17 protein-coding genes are annotated in these 17,120 nt (G+C 49.8%); 14 read left to right on the plus strand and 3 right to left on the minus strand.

Annotated elements, in window-relative coordinates:
• Window positions 1-17 precede the first annotated feature (17 nt).
• The 7 genes from E1B03_RS07795 to E1B03_RS07825 are packed head-to-tail and all read left to right on the plus strand — an operon-like array spanning window position 18 to window position 5,377.
• Window positions 18-848, plus strand: coding sequence for a hypothetical protein (locus E1B03_RS07795; protein WP_246044146.1), 831 nt, complete (start codon window positions 18-20; stop codon window positions 846-848).
• On the plus strand, window positions 841-1,440 hold the full coding sequence (locus E1B03_RS07800) for a phage baseplate protein (protein WP_133085998.1): 600 nt from the start codon (window positions 841-843) through the stop codon (window positions 1,438-1,440). Before E1B03_RS07795 ends, E1B03_RS07800 begins: the two co-directional genes overlap by 8 nt.
• Window positions 1,441-1,800 (plus strand): contractile injection system sheath initiator, encoded by a 360-nt coding sequence (locus tag E1B03_RS07805; protein WP_133085999.1) that lies wholly within the window; start codon window positions 1,441-1,443, stop codon window positions 1,798-1,800.
• Window positions 1,797-3,026: a baseplate J/gp47 family protein gene (locus E1B03_RS07810; RefSeq protein WP_133086000.1), complete on the plus strand. Its 1,230-nt coding sequence runs from the start codon at window positions 1,797-1,799 to the stop codon at window positions 3,024-3,026. Before E1B03_RS07805 ends, E1B03_RS07810 begins: the two co-directional genes overlap by 4 nt.
• A gap of 10 nt (window positions 3,027-3,036) precedes the next feature.
• Window positions 3,037-3,675, plus strand: a complete 639-nt coding sequence (locus E1B03_RS07815; protein ID WP_133086001.1) for a baseplate wedge 1 family protein — start codon at window positions 3,037-3,039, stop codon at window positions 3,673-3,675.
• Window positions 3,676-3,677: 2 nt separating this feature from the next.
• Complete coding sequence (locus E1B03_RS26455; RefSeq protein WP_246044147.1) at window positions 3,678-4,856, plus strand: hypothetical protein; 1,179 nt, start codon at window positions 3,678-3,680, stop codon at window positions 4,854-4,856.
• Window positions 4,853-5,377: a tail fiber assembly protein gene (locus tag E1B03_RS07825; protein WP_133086002.1), complete on the plus strand. Its 525-nt coding sequence runs from the start codon at window positions 4,853-4,855 to the stop codon at window positions 5,375-5,377. Before E1B03_RS26455 ends, E1B03_RS07825 begins: the two co-directional genes overlap by 4 nt.
• A gap of 301 nt (window positions 5,378-5,678) precedes the next feature.
• On the opposite strand, the gene E1B03_RS26700 is transcribed toward E1B03_RS07825, so the two are convergent.
• Complete coding sequence (locus E1B03_RS26700; RefSeq protein ID WP_133086003.1) at window positions 5,679-6,074, minus strand: Arc family DNA-binding protein; 396 nt, start codon at window positions 6,072-6,074, stop codon at window positions 5,679-5,681.
• Window positions 6,075-6,186: 112 nt separating this feature from the next.
• Between E1B03_RS26700 and E1B03_RS07835 the strand changes: the two genes are divergently transcribed.
• From E1B03_RS07835 to E1B03_RS07845, 3 genes are all read left to right on the plus strand, one after another.
• A complete protein-coding gene (locus tag E1B03_RS07835; RefSeq protein ID WP_133086004.1) occupies window positions 6,187-6,333 on the plus strand; it encodes a DNA-binding protein in 147 nt (48 codons plus the stop codon).
• Window positions 6,321-7,031, plus strand: coding sequence for a P22AR C-terminal domain-containing protein (locus E1B03_RS07840; RefSeq protein ID WP_425456644.1), 711 nt, complete (start codon window positions 6,321-6,323; stop codon window positions 7,029-7,031). Before E1B03_RS07835 ends, E1B03_RS07840 begins: the two co-directional genes overlap by 13 nt.
• Window positions 7,032-7,099: 68 nt before the next feature.
• On the plus strand, window positions 7,100-7,804 hold the full coding sequence (locus E1B03_RS07845; protein ID WP_133086005.1) for a Rha family transcriptional regulator: 705 nt from the start codon (window positions 7,100-7,102) through the stop codon (window positions 7,802-7,804).
• Window positions 7,805-8,092: 288 nt separating this feature from the next.
• Here E1B03_RS07845 and torS read toward each other — a convergent pair whose 3' ends face one another.
• Complete coding sequence (torS, locus tag E1B03_RS07850; protein WP_133086006.1) at window positions 8,093-10,849, minus strand: TMAO reductase system sensor histidine kinase/response regulator TorS; 2,757 nt, start codon at window positions 10,847-10,849, stop codon at window positions 8,093-8,095.
• A gap of 82 nt (window positions 10,850-10,931) precedes the next feature.
• Between torS and torT the strand changes: the two genes are divergently transcribed.
• Window positions 10,932-11,963 carry a TMAO reductase system periplasmic protein TorT gene (torT, locus tag E1B03_RS07855; protein ID WP_103768699.1) on the plus strand — a complete coding sequence of 344 codons (1,032 nt, stop codon included), beginning with the start codon at window positions 10,932-10,934 and terminating at the stop codon, window positions 11,961-11,963.
• Here torT and torR read toward each other — a convergent pair.
• Window positions 11,936-12,628: a two-component system response regulator TorR gene (torR, locus tag E1B03_RS07860; protein WP_133086007.1), complete on the minus strand. Its 693-nt coding sequence runs from the start codon at window positions 12,626-12,628 to the stop codon at window positions 11,936-11,938. The two genes, torT and torR, sit on opposite strands and share 28 nt — an antisense overlap.
• A 131-nt stretch (window positions 12,629-12,759) precedes the next feature.
• Between torR and torC the strand changes: the two genes are divergently transcribed.
• From torC to torD, 3 genes are read left to right on the plus strand one after another with little or no spacing between them, the layout of a single operon-like run.
• On the plus strand, window positions 12,760-13,938 hold the full coding sequence (torC, locus tag E1B03_RS07865) for a pentaheme c-type cytochrome TorC (protein WP_103768701.1): 1,179 nt from the start codon (window positions 12,760-12,762) through the stop codon (window positions 13,936-13,938).
• Complete coding sequence (gene torA / locus E1B03_RS07870; RefSeq protein WP_133086008.1) at window positions 13,928-16,468, plus strand: trimethylamine-N-oxide reductase TorA; 2,541 nt, start codon at window positions 13,928-13,930, stop codon at window positions 16,466-16,468. The genes torC and torA overlap by 11 nt, the downstream gene beginning before the upstream one ends.
• Window positions 16,465-17,079, plus strand: a complete 615-nt coding sequence (gene torD, locus E1B03_RS07875) for a molecular chaperone TorD (RefSeq protein WP_133086009.1) — start codon at window positions 16,465-16,467, stop codon at window positions 17,077-17,079. The genes torA and torD overlap by 4 nt, the downstream gene beginning before the upstream one ends.
• The last annotated feature ends 41 nt before the right edge of the window (window positions 17,080-17,120 follow it).

The following is a 17,120-nucleotide window of genomic DNA, read 5'->3' on the forward strand; positions in this document are numbered from 1 at the left end:
CTCTCCGCTTTGAGTTTGTGAATGAAACATCTTCTTTCGATGAGTCTGGCAATAACACCATTTCCATCAGCGAAGCCCGGGCGACAGTTTCATTTCAGTCTGCGGGAAATCTGTTCGGTACGCAGATTAACGTAAGCATTTTCGGATTGGGTATTGAGATGCTGGCGGCGCTATCGTCGAAGGCAATGGGGCTATTTGGTAGCGATACTGAGCTGATCAGCATGAAAGTATTCGTCAGTGAAACAGCCATCTTCGCTGGTTACATGACATCATCCATCGCTAACATGAATGCAATACCAAATGCCGCATTGATGATTACAGCTACGGCAAATGCAGACCTGCAGAACAAACCCGCATCACCATTCTCGTTTAATGGCGCAACGCCGGTTCCTGACATCATTAACGCAATCTGTAACGCGGCAGGGTATAAGGCGTATATCACCGGACTTGATGGACTGGTTGTTACCAACCCTCATTATGAGGGAAGCATTTTCACTCAGTTAGAATCACTGTGTAACGATGTTAATGTGGCCATGTCTGTCGCACCGCCATCTATTTCTTTCTGGCCGCAGGATAGCACCAGAGATGATGTTATGCCGCTCATATCTCCGGAATACGGTCTCATTGGATATCCGATATTTTCAAACGGCGGCCTGATGTTTCAGACTCAATTCTCAACGCTGCTAACTACCGGAAGAAATGTGCAGATAGAGACATCCCTGCCTCATGCCAGCGGAGTTTATAAGCTGACCAGCGTTAACCATGAGTTGTCATCATGGGTGAATGATGGACCATGGCATTCAATATGCATCGCTTACAGAGTACAGGGAGAGGGCGGCAATGGCTGAAAACTTATTCACGCCAACCAGTGCGCAAGTAAATGAACCCGAATCGCTGAAATTCACATTTGAAAGGCTCCTGTCAGGGGCCTTTTTTATTGAGCTAGTGAAAGTACAGGCTGTTAGAGGGGCCGCCCCTAACCTTGTTGTTGATGCAATTCCACTGGTAACCCGAACGGATCAGAGCGGGGCGATGATTCAGAACTCGACCATATTCAACATACCGGTATTTCGTCTGCAGCGAGGAAGCAGCGCAATCATCATGAATCCGGTAGTTGGTGATATTGGGATGATCGCCATATGCGACAGAGACACAACACTGGTTCGGGCAAACAGAAAAGAATCTGTACCAGGAAGCGGCAGGAAGCACAGCAAATCTGATGCGTTATATCTTGGCGGATTTCTCAACTCTCAGCCGGCCGAATACGTGGAATTCACCAGCTCAGGCATCAACATCAAATCCCCCGGCACTGTAAACATCAACGGACTGAAAATACTTTCAGATGGTCGCTTGCAGCTTGTAGACGGAAGCATTGTTGATGCACATACCCACGGTGGAGTATCGCCTGGTGGAAGTAACACCGCGCCTTTGGAGCCTTAAATGACATACAGAACCATGCAATTAGACACGTCTACGTGGGATTTGACGCTGGATGGCAACGGTAATATGGCGATCGCCGATGAGTCGTATTCCGTCGCTCAGGATGTTGCCAGCGCATGCCTGGTGTTCTCTGGTGAATGCTACTACGACAACACGCTAGGGATTCCGTGGAAAACAGAGGTGCTTGGGAAGCGTCCGTCACCTGGGTTCATAGCGCAAAAGATGCAAACAGAGGCGCTCAAGTTGCCAATCGTTGATCAGGCTCTGGCATCCGTATTCTTCGACAAAAACACACGCACAACTCGCGGCACGATCCGAGTCACCGATATAAACGGAAATATTGCACAGGCTACCTTATGACGACATTAAATACAGCCGTTCCTGATGTCACCATCACTGAGAATGGCCTTTTGGTACCGGACGTATCTGATGTGCTTGCTGGTCGACTAACAGACATGGCAACAGCGCTCGGTGGCGGGGCCAGTCAGTCGCTAAGTTCTCCGCAGGGTCAGATCGCGCAGTCTGATACTGAGATTATCGCTCAGGAATATGACAAGCTGCTATGCCTGTTTAACCAGGTTAACCCTGACTACGCAACTGGCAGGTTTCAGGACGGTATCGGGCAGATTTACTTCATGGAACGGATTTCTGCGCAGGGTACAGTTGTTACTGCGACGTGCATTGGTAAGGTTGAAACCACAATCCCAGCGGGTAGTACCGCCGTTGATACCAACGGATATATTTACCGGTCTATCGACACCGCAACGATACCAGCGTCAGGAAGCATTGATGTTCAGTTTGTTAATAACACAACCGGGCCAATCCCCTGCGCAGCCGGTGCATTAAATCAGATTTACCGGGCAGTACCTGGATGGGATGCGATCACAAACGTTAGCCCTGGCGTTGTAGGCGTAGACGTTGAATCTCGCATTGCGTTTGAAACTCGACGCAAACAATCAGTAGCAAGAAACAGCCGAAATCAGGACGCGTCCACGCTTTCCGCTTTGCTTGCAACTAATGGCGTGCTGGATGCCTATGTATGGTCAAACAGAACTGCAGCCACAGTAAATCAGGGGACGACAAGCTTTCCCGTTCTGGCGCACTCTATTTACATCTGTGTGTATGGTGGCACCGATGAAGATGTGGCTGAGTCTATTTTCCAGACGTACAACCCTGGCGCAAACCTGAACGGAGATACCTCTTATACTGTTTACGATAATATTAACTATCTGCCTCCATACCCCTCTTACGTGATGCAGTGGCAAAAAGCAACGCCCACTCGGGTATATTTTAAAGTTGAGTTAGATAATTCTCTTAACCCACCAAGTGACATCACATCACAAGTGAAAGCCATGATTGCCAAGGTATTCAATGGTGGTTATGAGGGTATAGGGAAAGCACGAATTGGATCAACAATAAACGCAGGTAAATATTACGCTCCAGTCATTTCGATATCTCCTGACACGGTTGGGATTTTATCTCTTGAGGTTTCCACTAATGGTTCAACCTATGGTCCAGCCATAACAATGGGGATAGATCAGGTACCAACAATTCAGGAATCTGACATTACCGTAACATTAACATAAGGGGTGAGTCATGTGGGAAGACACAATACTTACCCAATACTCAGCAAGTAAAAAACTATTATCCATAATTGACACATTTAATCAGGCTGTAAACCTTGATGATTTCACAGATGAATTCATCAGAAGGGTATGGGATTTGACAACGTGTGAAACATTTGGCCTTGATATGTGGGGTAAAAAAGTTGGGATAAGCAGATATATTGTCGCGCCAATAGATAGCGATTCATTTGGTTTCAGCGAAGCTGATGATGCAAGCCCTGATTACCCCACACCATTTAATGACTCTCCGTTCTATGGTGGAGTTCAGGAAACAACCAATGTCAGGCTTGGAGATGACGCATACAGAACATTAATATTTTGCAAGGCTTTTACCAACATAAGTGTAGCAACAATCCCAGATATAAATAAATTCCTTAAAATTCTATTTTATAAGAGAGGAAGGGCATATTGCGTAAATTATCGAGATATGACTATAGGGATTACTTTTGAATTTGAGTTAGCACCATACGAAGAATCAATTCTGACTAACTACGAAGTAACGCCTGTACCAAGTGGGGTTCTAGTAAATATACGACAGGTAGTTAGTCCTTATTTTGGATTTTCATCAGATGCCTATCCGTTCAATGATGGCACATTCTACAGAGATTAGATATGAATCGTACAGACGCCCCCGCCAAACAGGCTAAGCCATTTGGTATAAATGGTCAAAGAGAGCCATTACTTGCAACAACTCCGGCAGGAGACAACACTGCTTCATATGAGCAAGGGTTTCCACCTATAACTATGATCCTGAAATCTGCCGGCGGCCTACCGCCCAAAGGTCAGGATATGAACCAAATTCTTTATGAACTTTCAGCATTATCCAGATGGGCAAGCTCGGGGGCATTAAACTCATACGATCCTTCGTTTTCAACAGCCATCTCAGGTTACCCAAAAGGCGCGATGCTGCTTGGCAATGATGGAACGACAATATATATCAGCACCGCTGATGCAAATACAAATAACCCAAACAGCTCAACCACTAATTGGTTGAGTTTGGCGAAAATAACTTCAATTTCTGCCCTTGCGGGAGGAGCGGATAAATTACCATATTTCACCGGTACATCTACAGCTGGACAGACTGATTTCACCCCGGCTGCCAGAAGTCTTTTAGCCAGAGATAGCGCCGATGGAATGCTTAATTATCTTGGAACTGGTACAGCAGCCAAAAAGAACGCGCAGACTAATGTTACAGATAGCACTGTAGGATCACTCATGCTGGTAGGCGCGTTCGGATTCGGTGGTGTTGGTGCGAGCACAGTCAATACCAATATCACAAATATTTATACGCTGCCAATTGGTGACGCGGGTAACCCAGATCCTTTTCAAAATTATGTCCATTTAAATTTATCGGGCACAAGTTTCTATTCATCAAGAATAGCACTTAGTATGAACGGAACTGATAACCCGAGAATTTTTATAAAAAATCGCTCAGGCGCTACAGAAAGTGACTGGGCTGAGGTGTATACAACAAGGAATCCTCCTGCATCGGTTCCAACGCTAACAACAGCCAGAAACATTTCTATATCAGGAGATGCCACTGGTTCCGCTCCGTTCAATGGTTCAGCAGACGCAAACATCTCCGTCACAGTGGCTGACTCAGCAAAAGGTGTTATTAGGCTTAGGGAAGGATCGGTATCGACAGTGGGGACATCCTCTACAAACTTTATTGCTATCGATACCGGATTATTAATCAGAGGTATTACATTCACTGCGGGGGCACAGACTGTAAACGTTCGTCCGCTTCAAATGCTTATTAACACAACTTGGGTAACGGTAGGTTTATCATGATGGATATGAAGAATTTTGTTATTTCCTCCCCTGAAACAGAAGACGAAGAATTCTTAGCTAAGCATGGCGCTATCATCCTTCGCGATGAGCATGGGCGTGAGTGGTATAGTTCTCAAAGACTATTCGGTACCAATACAGTTAAAATAATGTACGATAGTGATAATGTTGTGAGATCAATTACTACTGATGTATCAACTCTCTATCCACATCAACACAGTGTTGCTGAGGTTGAAGAGATATCAGATGAAGTAGATATTTTTGGAGGCTGGATTTATTCAGATGGATATGTTGTTAAAAATCCATCACAGCCCGATGCCGAATCACAACCCTCCGATGAATCTGAAAAATTGAGACTGCGAGCACTAGCCGATTCGGAGATCGAATGGCTACAAGATGCAGTCAACTCTGGTATTGCAACGGAAGAGGAATCAGTATTATTAGATAAGTGGAGGGAGTACAGGATACAGTTAATGAGAGTAGACACAGAGAATCCTATCTGGCCTAAAACGCCAAATGATTAATAATTAATGCTGCAAGTGGTTATTTTTTTCTGAAAAACGAATATATCAATTTAAAATCCATTTGCAGCCATATCAATATCATGACTACCTCCATCCATTTCAAGTCCATGTCATTTGATTGAAAACCTGTAACTAACCCGCAAAAGCTCACCAGAGCTGCAAGTCTAACAACAAAATTCGAAATCCTCTTAAGCATATAAAATAACCAAAAATATTATTCGAGTTGTCAATGAGTTTTAAGAAGGCAGCATTCTATCATCATACATCTGGATGATCGACCAGGCATGGCAGAGAAGCCCACTCAGGTGGGCTTTTTCATGTATGGTTTTGATATTCGCTTGCCATTTTCATCCTTCAACTCTGGTTTTGGTTGAATTTCATACTTTGAGGTTAATATGTAAAGCGCCATCTGAGCGGCTTCTTCTGCGGTTTTGTTGATTATTTTATTTAACCCGCCTTGAGTTAAGGACACGGGAAGATCCTCTTCCTCTGACACGTTTTCTGGCTTAAGGAAAACAAGAGAGGTTTCACTTCTAAAATTGTGCACTTCATCACGCCTTACCCAATCTTCTATGGCGGCAACCATTTCAGCGTTTGCCGACCGTTTATTTCTTTCTGCCATAGAAGAAATTTTCTCTTTCAGCTCTTCAGGGAGTCTCAGGTTTACCTGAGGGTGTTTGTAACGACGCTCTGACATAACCTTACCTGCAATCATTAAGCATAATCGCAAAATAGTACGTACATATGTATTGACTATCAATGCGTACCTAAATACTATGTATGCGTACCACATACATATGGAGTAGTTTATGAAAGTAAAAACTTTGCGAATGCCTGAATGGCTAGAAAAAGCCATGGAAGAGTTAGCAGAAAAATCTGACCGTTCATTTAGTAAGGAAGTAGTAAGGGCGGTACGAGAGTACGCAGAAAGGAATGGTGTTAAGTGTCCGGAATGAACGAAGCCCAGCAGTGCGCGAACACTAACCGGGCCTCTATCGAAAATAACCGCGAAGGAAATATCGACATGAATAGTGTACAGAATTACGAGTTAACTTTCCAGCAGACATCTTTCCACCCGGTGTCTCACAATGGTGAAATTTGGCTCACTTCATCAGAGCTAGCGTCGGCGCTCGGTTATAAGAAGTCAGATGCGGTTACGCAAATCTTTAGCCGTTATCATGATGAATTTACAGAGAATATGTCAACGACCCTCAAAATGAGTGTCGTTAGAAAGACAGGTGTTGTTGATATCCCTGTCAGGGTTTTCTCTCTTCGTGGTTGTCACCTGATCGCAATGTTCGCCACTACGAAAGTAGCTAAAGACTTCCGGAAGTGGGTTCTCGATATCCTCGATCGCGAGGTTGAGCATTCTCCAATCGCGAAACAATTCACTGACGAAGAACTTTGCACCCTGGCTTATTTGTGGAGATCGAGTGCGGTCATGTATGAGGCTTGCAAAGAAATCCACCCTTTGCTCGCGGTTGCCGAACACAGATTGCTTCCACGCTTTACTTCTATTGGCACAAATTACGCTCGTGGAATTAACAAGGCGCGAGAAATTCTTCATCGTGAAACCCGGCACATCGAAGAACAGCCGTGGGGTGATAGTAACTGGAAAAACGTATTTTCTTATGGAAGGAACATTTTGCAGTGATGCAAAAAGAAAAACCGCCAGTGTGCTGCTGGCGGTCTACTGAAGTCTAACTACGTATAGGAGCGTATATGACTAAATTAACTGTAGCAAATCGGAAGTCTGTTGTCACTAAAATGTCAAGCCGTGAGATTGCAGCTTTGACCGGGAAGCGTCACGATCACGTTATGGCTGACTGCCGTAAGATGTTCGATTCTCTCAATCTTCAATCTCCCGACTTTTCGGGAGATTACAAAGACAGCAAGGGACGCACTTATCAGGAGTATTGGCTTGATCAGGACCTGACAATGACCCTGATGATGGGTTATAGCATTCCGCTGCGCCACAAAGTAGCAACGCGCTGGCGTCAACTAGAGTCTGGTGAAGCATTACCGCAGAAATCAGCGTCACACCTTCCAGAATATCGCCGGGCCCGGGCAATCAAGATGGAAGTGGAAGCGATCAGTCTGGCATTATCCTTCATGCCAAAACTTAGCGATGTTGCAAAGCAAACTGCGATGGCTCGTGCTGTCAATGATGCAGCAGGGATTGAGTTGCTTCCGCTGCCAATAATTGAAGAGCATTACCATAGCGCAAGCGAAGTCGGAGAAATGCTCGGTGTGTCTGCGCAGAAAGTTGGGCGTGTCGCCAATGCAAACAAACTGAAAACGGACGAGTTTGGCATTTTTGTAATGGATAAATCAGCACACTCAAGCAAGCAGGTTGAAGCGTTCCGTTACAACGCTGAAGGTGTGAAAGCACTCCGTCACCTTATTGTTGGTGCCGATGTGGCATAGGGATCACGATTTCAGTGATGCCTTAATTAAACCTCGCTCCGGCGGGGTTTTTTATTGCCATGATAATGAAGCTACCTGGTGAGACAAAAGTGGGACACACAAAGCTTTGCATCGGTTTGCAAGGCTTTGCATGTTTTTCGAAGATGGGACGTGTGAGCGCAGTGTTGGCGGGGTATGTTATTGACTTAGAAGGTAGTTCTAGGAACTTCTAAGCCGTAGGTCGTAGGTTCGAATCCTACAGGGCGTACCATTTCAACGTCACTCCAGATGTCCAGCTTCGGCAAACCGCTACACATTTTCCTGTCGCATCCAGCTCTCTACCTCATCAACACTGAGTTGTATTTCCTCTCTGAGTGCAAAGTTACCTGACGGTTGCTGTTCAAGCGCGGCACACAGCCTGCTGGCAGAACGCATTCCCATGCTGGCGCAACTGCTTTTTAGCTGATGCGCCAGACGTTTTATCTGCTCGTGGTCATGTGCTGCGCGCGCAGCGTCAATCTCATCTAACACAGGAAGGGTGTGTTGCTTAAAGAGCGCTAACCATTGGTGCACCTTTTGCCATCCCATTAGCTGGATATCCCCGGCTAATTGCTGGGTATCTAACCGTGTGGGGTTATTTTCTGATGCAACCGGGGGCGGCGTTTTACCCTGCAAATAATGTGTAATTAGCCGACTGAGTTCATCCCGGGGAACCGGTTTTTGAATAACGCCGAGAAACAGGGTGCTGGTTCTTTGGCTTAGCGTCTCGTCGATGACGTGCGCGCTAAAGCCTATCAGATTTAGCGTCGGATATTCGTGGCTTAACTGCTGCGCCAGCGTGATACCGTCGATATCAGGAAGGTCGAAATCAACCAGGGCAGCATCATAGCGCGCATCTTCCTGCAATATTTTTAGCGCCGCAGCGGCACTGTCGGCAGCGGTGACCTGTGCGCCATTGAGGGTGAGCATTTCTGTGCTGATGCGCTGCGTGAGGGGATTATCCTCGATGAGCAGTAAGCGTAAATCCTGTAACGATATCGAACGTGGAACGGATTTCGCTACCGGCATCGCATCAGCCCGTAATGGCAGACGCAAACGAAAGCAGCTTCCGACTCCTGGTGTGCTGGTGACGCTGAGTTCTCCCTGCATCGCCTGCGCGAGGCTGGCGCTGATGGTGAGGCCAAGCCCGGTTCCCCCACGTTTACCGCTTACCTGAACAAACGGCTGAAAAATATCGCTCTGACGGGCAGGATCAATCCCGCATCCCGAGTCTTCAACTTCAATGTACCAGTCCTGGTCTTCACATCGGCTACGCAGGATGATGTGTCCCCGATCGGTAAAGCGCAGGGCGTTGTTTAATAAGTTAGTAATGATTTGCCGGATGCGGCGGGGATCGCCGCGTAAAGCGTCGGGTACATCGTCGGCAAAATCCGTAACCAGCGCAACCGGGCGACCCGCAACGCGACTATGCATGAGCTGAAGCGTACTTTCCAGCAGTGGTCTGGGCTCAAAAGGTTCATCGCCGATCGCCACATTCTTTCCACCCGCTTCGATGGCGGAATAATCCAGGATATCGTTGAGGATGGTCAGCAGAGACTCGCCAGAGTCAGTGATTGCGCGCAGATTCTCCTGATGCTGCGCCAGCGCGGGATTGTCTGAGAGCAACTGCGCTGTGCCGAGGATCCCGTACAGCGGGGTGCGTATTTCATGGCTCATGGCGGCAAGAAACGCCGATTTTGCCTGGTTAGCTTTTTCGGCCTCTGCGCGGGCCTGCCGGTGTTCAGAGACCATCGAACGCAGTTCGGCAGTGCGAGCTTTAACCTGAGCGGCCAGATGTTCACGGTGGCTATTCAGGGCGTGAACGCTGGCGCGGAAGGCATCCATCAACCGCCCGATGGTATCCAGCTCACGAACGCCTGCGGTATCCGGAAATGGAGAGTCAATATCACCTTCAAGCAAACGCTGTAACGCCTGGGTTTGCTGCGCCAACGGACGCGTGACCGAACGGTAGACCACGCGCCAAAGAATGAGAATTAACAAGCATAACGATACTGCACCTAACAGCAGCAGCAGCGTTTGCCCGCGCTGGCTGGCCTGTTTGAGATGCGCGAGGCCTGTCTGATTACGTTGGCCGATGATTTCCACCAACTGACTGACTTCACTACTGAAACGGGTAAATTGCTCGATATTGTTTTGCGATAAGATCTGTAGCCGGGTGGTGATGTCATTATCCTGACGATACAAACTCAGCAGATCAACATAACGGCTAATTGTACTCACGGCGTCGGCAACCTGAGTGCGCACCACCGGATCTTCAATGCGTATTTGTCGGCGGTGAAGTACTCTTACCGCGGCATTCAGCTGGGTTTCCAGCGCCGACAGGTTATTCTGCGCCTGGTTATTTCCCAGATTCATTACCATTTGCTGCACGCGAAGCGCGCTCAGGCGCAGCTCATTCATCTGGTTGTAATATTCCAGATCGATATCGATAAGCCTGTCGAGAGCGTATTCAGCCGCCTGTCCCTGATGGCTCTCAATCAAATCATAAATGCTTGCCTGCGTAGCGCCTGCCGAGGTGGCGGCATTACTGGCCTGACCGCGCGCCATTTCGGCAACGTCGGCGGTAGCCTCTATCAGTTGTTGACTGAGCTGCTGCTGTTTCTCGCGCAGTTTCAGACGTGCGCCAACCATCTCTCCCTGATGGCTTAACGACTGGGCGATCTCTTTTTCCTGTTGTTCAATGGCCGAGGTGTCAAAGCCCTGCTCGCGAAGGGTTTTCAGTAATGCAGTTATTTTCAGGCTTTGGGCGGTTAACATACGCCCCTGCGCCAGCCACATATTTTCATTATCTGCGGCGGTAAGATTTTGCGCGGAAAACAGTTCCCAGGCGCTGGCTTCGCTAAGCTGGCGCGCCATGTCCATGGTTGGGATCAGCGCCTGGGTATTGGCCTGCTCAACCTGGCTGACAAAACGCAGGTTATACCAGCCTACCAGCGTACTCATGAGGGTCAACGCCGCCATTAGCGCGAAGCCTATCCACAGTCGTTTGGTCAGAGATAAATTCACTGTCGGGTCGCCACAGATTAAAAAGGTTGAGTCGAAAAGAGGAAAGCAACTAGGATAAAGCCTTATCAATGATGAGGCTATCATGCGCGTACTGGTTTTCCTGCTTATCACGCTTTTTCCTGGCCTGGGTCACGCGACCGGGCCCGCACTGCTGCAGTGGCAGAATACGCAGCAGGCAGTGCCGACGCCGCAAACGGACGTTACTGCAAACAAAGTGTGGAAATTGTGCGCACTGTATCCCAGCCTGAAGGATTCCTACTGGCTTTCCGTGAATTACGGCATGCTTGAGGCGGCGAAAAAATATGGAGTGAGTCTCAAGGTGCTCGAAGCGGGAGGCTATCGCCAGTTCGACACGCAAAAATCTCAAATCGCTCAGTGCCAGCAATGGGGCGCGGATGCCATTTTGTTGGGCAGCAGCACGACGACTTTTCCGGATTTGCAGGCACAGGTTGGCACGCTGCCGGTTATTGAGGTGGTCAATGCGATCCATGACGCGACGGTAAAAGCCCGGGTTGGGGTGCCGTGGTTCCAGATGGGGTATCAGCCAGGTCGCTATCTGGTTAAGTGGAGCGCTGGCAAACCGCTAAAGGTCTTATTATTGCCCGGACCTGATGACGCCGGAGGCAGTCGCGAGATGGTGGAAGGATTCCGCCAGGCGATAGCCGGCAGTCAGGTGAGCATTGTGGATGTAGCGCTGGGGGATAATGATATTGAAGTTCAGCGTAATCTGTTGCAAGAGATGCTTGAGCGTCATCCAGATGTCGATGTGGTGGCCGGGACGGCAATTGCTGCGGAAGCGGCGATGGGGGAGAAGCGGAATCTGGGCGCGCCGCTCACCGTCGTTTCTTTTTATCTGTCGCATCAGGTGTATCGCGGACTCAAACGCGAAAGAATCATTATGGCTGCCAGCGATCAAATGGTCTGGCAAGGTGAACTGGCGATTCAACAGGCTATCAGTGTATTACAAGGGCAACCGGTGCCGGAAAATATCAGTCCACCGATCCTGGTGCTCACCCCGAAAAATGCTGACAGCCAGCATGTTAAGTGCTCGCTGTCACCCGGCGGATTCCGTCCTGTTTATCTGTATCAGTACACGTCAGCCGCTAAAAAATAGCCTTCCCCGTGCTGCGTCACCAATAAGTCAGCCCGCAGCTTGTGGCGTAAACGGCGGATCAGGACGTCCACGGTGCGTAAGTCTGGATTGTCTACCCGTCGCGCTGACAGCATGCGCAGTAAACGTTCGCGGCTGAGAATCTCCCCCGGATTGGTGACAAAAGCGACCAGCATTTCATACTCGGCGCGGGTGAGTTTGATTGCCTCGTCGCCCAGTTCCAGGGTATGACGGGAGACGTTCAGGCAATACCCGGCAAACTGATAGCAGTTGTCTTTGGTTTCCGGTTGCGCCTGACGGGCAAGGTCGATCCGCCAGAGTAAATTTTTCACCCGCACCACCAGTTCACGTAGCTCCAGCGGCTTGGTGACATAATCATCAGCCCCCATTTCCAGCCCAACGATGCGGTCAATTTGGTCACTACGCCCCGTTACCAGAATGATCCCCACCGTTGAACGTTCACGCAGGGCGCGGGTCAGCATTAAGCCATTTTCATCCGGAAGGTTGATATCTAACAGAATAAGATCGACAGAGTGCTGCGACATGATTTCACGCAGGCCGGCTCCGCTGGCGGTGACAGAGACGTGATAACCTTCCTGTTCAAAATATGCCTGTAACCGCGCCTGGGTGACCGGTTCATCTTCAACAATTACAATGTGATGCGACATCCTGGTTGCTGTCTCTTTCTGTTCATATCTGTTCACATTGTGCCGTAAGCCATTCATCCTGACCAGTGTTGCTGTTCACATTTGAGAAATAAGATCCTCTGTAACTAAACCATATAATTACAGGGGCTATTATGCGGAAACTATGGAGGGCGCTGCTCAGACCGAGCGCACGTTGGTCAGTGTTGGCGCTGGTCGTCATCGGGATTGTGGTCGGCATCGCGCTGATCGTCTTGCCGCACGTTGGCATCAAATTAACCAGTTCAACCGAGTTTTGCGTGAGCTGCCATAGCATGCAGCCGGTTTACGAAGAATATAAACAGTCCGCACATTTTCAGAATGCCTCCGGGGTGCGTGCAGAGTGTCACGACTGTCACATTCCATCCGATATCCCAGGTATGGTGAAGCGTAAGCTGGAAGCGAGTAACGATATTTATCAGACTTTTGTTGCCCACTCTATTGATACGCCTGAAAAATTCGAGGCCAAACGCGCCGAGCTGGCGGAGCGCGAATGGGCGCGAATGAAGGAAAACAACTCCGCGACCTGTCGTTCTTGTCATAACTATGACGCGATGGATCATGCTAAACAGTATCCTGAAGCCGCGCGACAGATGGAGATTGCGGCCAAGGACAATCAATCCTGTATCGACTGCCATAAAGGAATCGCGCACCAGCTTCCCGATATGAGCAGCGGTTTCCGCAAGCAGTTTGACGAGTTACGCGCCACGGCGAGCGACGATGGCGATACGCTCTATTCTCTGGATATCAAACCTATTTATGCCGCTAAGGGTGATAAAGAACCTGCAGGCTCACTGCTGCCCGCCTCTGAAGTAAAAGTGTTAAAGCGTGACGGCGACTGGCTGCAAATTGAAATAGTGGGCTGGACCGAGACTAACGGACGTCAGCGCGTGTTGGCGCAACTGCCGGGCAAACGCATTTTTGTGGCCTCTGTTCGCGGCGACATCCAGCAGCATGTAAAAACGCTGGAGCACACCACCGTCGCGGAAACGAATACGCAGTGGAGCAAACTGCAAGCCACCGCCTGGATGCAGAAGGGCGATATGGTCAACGACATTAAGCCTATCTGGGCCTATGCCGACTCGCTCTATAACGGAACCTGTAATCAGTGTCACGGCGCGCCTGAGAAAGAACACTTTGACGCCAACGGCTGGATTGGCACGTTGAACGGCATGATTGGATTTACCAGTCTGGATAAACGTGAAGAACGTACCTTGCTGAAATATTTGCAGATGAATGCCTCTGACACTACGGATAAGCCGCATGGCGATAAGGGAGAAAGCAATGAAAAATAACGATCTCTTTCAGGCATCTCGCCGACGTTTTCTACTGCAATTGGGCGGTCTGACCGTAGCCGGTATGTTGGGACCTTCTCTGCTCACTCCCCGTAGCGCCAACGCCGCAGAGGTACAGGGTGCTGGCGTCAAAGAGGGGATTCTGACCGGCTCTCATTGGGGGGCAATCCGTGCCACCGTGGTTGATGGTCGTTTTATTGAGGCCAAACCGTTTGAGCGGGATAAATACCCGTCAAAAATGATCGCCGGACTGCCGGATCACGTACATGGCGGCGCACGTATTCGCTATCCCATGGTCCGCGTCGACTGGTTGCGTAAACGCCACCAGAGCGATACCACACAGCGTGGCGATAACCGCTTTGTGCGCGTGTCCTGGGATGAAGCACTGGACTTCTTCTATCAGGAGCTGGAGCGCATTCAGAAGACCTATGGTCCGAGCGCGCTGCTGACGGCCAGCGGCTGGCAATCGACCGGCATGTTCCATAATGCTTCCGGGATGCTGGCGCGCGCCATTGCGCTGCACGGCAACAGCGTGGGTACCGGGGGCGACTATTCCACCGGTGCTGCTCAGGTGATCCTGCCGCGCGTAGTCGGGTCAATGGAGGTATATGAGCAGCAGACCTCCTGGCCGCTGGTGCTGAAGAACAGCAAAACGATTGTGCTGTGGGGCTCCGACCTGATTAAAAATCAGCAGGCGAACTGGTGGTGTCCGGATCATGATGTTTATGAATACTACGAGCAATTAAAGGACAAAGTGGCGCGCGGCGAGATTTCGGTCATTAGCGTTGACCCGGTTATCACTTCGACTCACGACTACCTGGGCCGCGACAAGGTTAAGCACATCGCCGTGAATCCGCAGGCTGATGTGCCGCTACAGCTGGCACTGGCGCACACGCTCTATACCGAGAAGCTCTACGATAAGCATTTCCTCGAAAACTACTGCGTTGGGTTTGAGCAATTTCTGCCTTATCTGCTGGGAGAAAGTGACGGACAGCCTAAAGATGCCCGGTGGGCGGAAAAAATATGTGGGGTTGATGCCGATACGATTCGTGAACTGGCGCGGCAGATGGCGGGCGGTAGAACGCAGATTATTGCCGGCTGGTGCGTGCAGCGTATGCAGCACGGGGAACAGTGGGCGTGGATGATCGTAGTACTGGCCTCAATGCTCGGACAAATCGGCTTACCCGGCGGTGGGTTTGGTTTTGGTTGGCACTACAACGGCGCGGGTACCCCAGGGCGTAAGGGGGTTATTCTGAGCGGATTTTCAGGTTCCACCACCGTTGCGCCTGTACATAACAGCACCGATTTTAAGGGCTATAGCAGCACTATTCCGATCGCGCGTTTTATCGATGCGATTCTGGAACCAGGCAAGAAAATTAACTGGAACGGTAAAACCGTTACGCTGCCACCGTTGAAAATGTGCGTTTTTGCCGGGACTAACCCTTTCCATCGTCACCAGCAGATCAACCGCATTATTGAGGGCTGGCGTAAGCTGGAAACCGTTATCGCCATCGATAATCAGTGGACCTCAACCTGTCGATTTGCCGATATCGTATTGCCCGCGACGACCCAGTTTGAGCGTAACGATCTCGACCAGTATGGCAACCATTCCAACCGCGGCATTATCGCTATGAAGCAACTGGTGCAGCCGCAGTTTGAAGCGCGTAATGATTTCGATATTTTCCGCGATCTTTGCCGCCGCTTTAATCGTGAAGAAGCCTTCACCGAAGGGCTGGATGAGATGGGTTGGTTAAAACGGATCTGGCAGGAAGGTAGCCAGCAGGGGAAAGGGCGCGGCGTCCATCTCCCGGCTTTTGATGTTTTCTGGAATCAGCAGGAGTACGTTGAATTCGAACATCCGCAGATGTTTGTTCGTCATCAGGCCTTCCGTGAAGACCCCGATCTTGAGCCGCTCGGCACCCCGAGTGGTTTGATCGAGATTTTCTCGAAAACCATTGCCGATATGCAGTATGACGACTGCCAGGGGCATCCGATGTGGTTTGAGAAAATCGAACGTTCACACGGCGGGCCGGGGTCGCAGCGTTGGCCGCTGCATCTGCAATCGGTGCACCCGGATTTCCGTTTGCACTCGCAGCTTTGTGAATCTGAAGCGCTGCGTAAACATTATGCTGTGAGTGGTAAAGAGCCGGTGTTTATCAACCCGCAGGATGCCAGCGCAAGGGGAATTCGCAACGGCGATATTGTCCGTGTGTTTAACGCGCGCGGACAAGTACTGGCCGGGGCGGTTGTCTCCGATCTTTACTCGCCGGGCGTGGCGCGTATACATGAAGGTGCCTGGTACGATCCTGACAACGGTGGAGAAACCGGGGCGCTTTGTAAATACGGCAATCCGAACGTGTTAACGATAGATATCGGCACGTCTCAGCTGGCGCAGGCGACCAGCGCCCATACTACGCTGGTGGAAATTGAGAAGTATACCGGCAAGGTGGATAACGTGACGGCGTTCAGCGGCCCGATAAAAATGGTGGCGCAGTGTGAATATGTTCCGGCACAGAAGGTAACGTCATGACGAAACACACTTCCCTGACGACAGAACAGATGGCCTGCGTTTATGCCTGGCTGGCACAGTTGTTTTCCCAGGAGCGTGACGATCAAAGCCTGGCGCTTTTACAGACCCGCGAACTGGCTGAATGGTTCGCGGTGCTAAAAGGTGAACCGTCGCTTGAGGCGGAGGTCCTGTTGCTGGAGGAGAAAATTGCCGCGCTTAAGGTGCGTGAAGACGCCACCCTGGAACTGGCTGCTGATTTTTGCAGCCTGTTTCTGATGTCGGATAAACACGCGGCGTTACCCTATGCGTCGGCTCATCTTGACGGGGGGCCAAACTACGGGGTCATTAAACAACTGTTATCTGATGCGGGCATGCAGGTAAGCGATGCGTTTAGCGAGTCAGCCGATCATCTGGCGATTTTTATCGAACTGCTGAGCCATCTGCATTTTTCTCTTGGAGAGCCAGGGGGTAGCCATCAGCGTATTGATGCGTTGCGCCGAGAAACGTTGGTGGGGCTGTTACGCTGGTTACCGGAATTCGCCACCAAATGCCGCCGCTATGATGACTTTGGTTTCTACGGTGCGCTGAGTCAGCTGTTGCTGGCATTGGTCAGACTGGATAATCAGAGCTGAGCGATGGCCTGAGCCACAAAAAAATGGGAGCACATTCGCTC

Source organism: Citrobacter arsenatis (genome assembly GCF_004353845.1).
Taxonomy (GTDB): domain Bacteria; phylum Pseudomonadota; class Gammaproteobacteria; order Enterobacterales; family Enterobacteriaceae; genus Citrobacter; species Citrobacter arsenatis.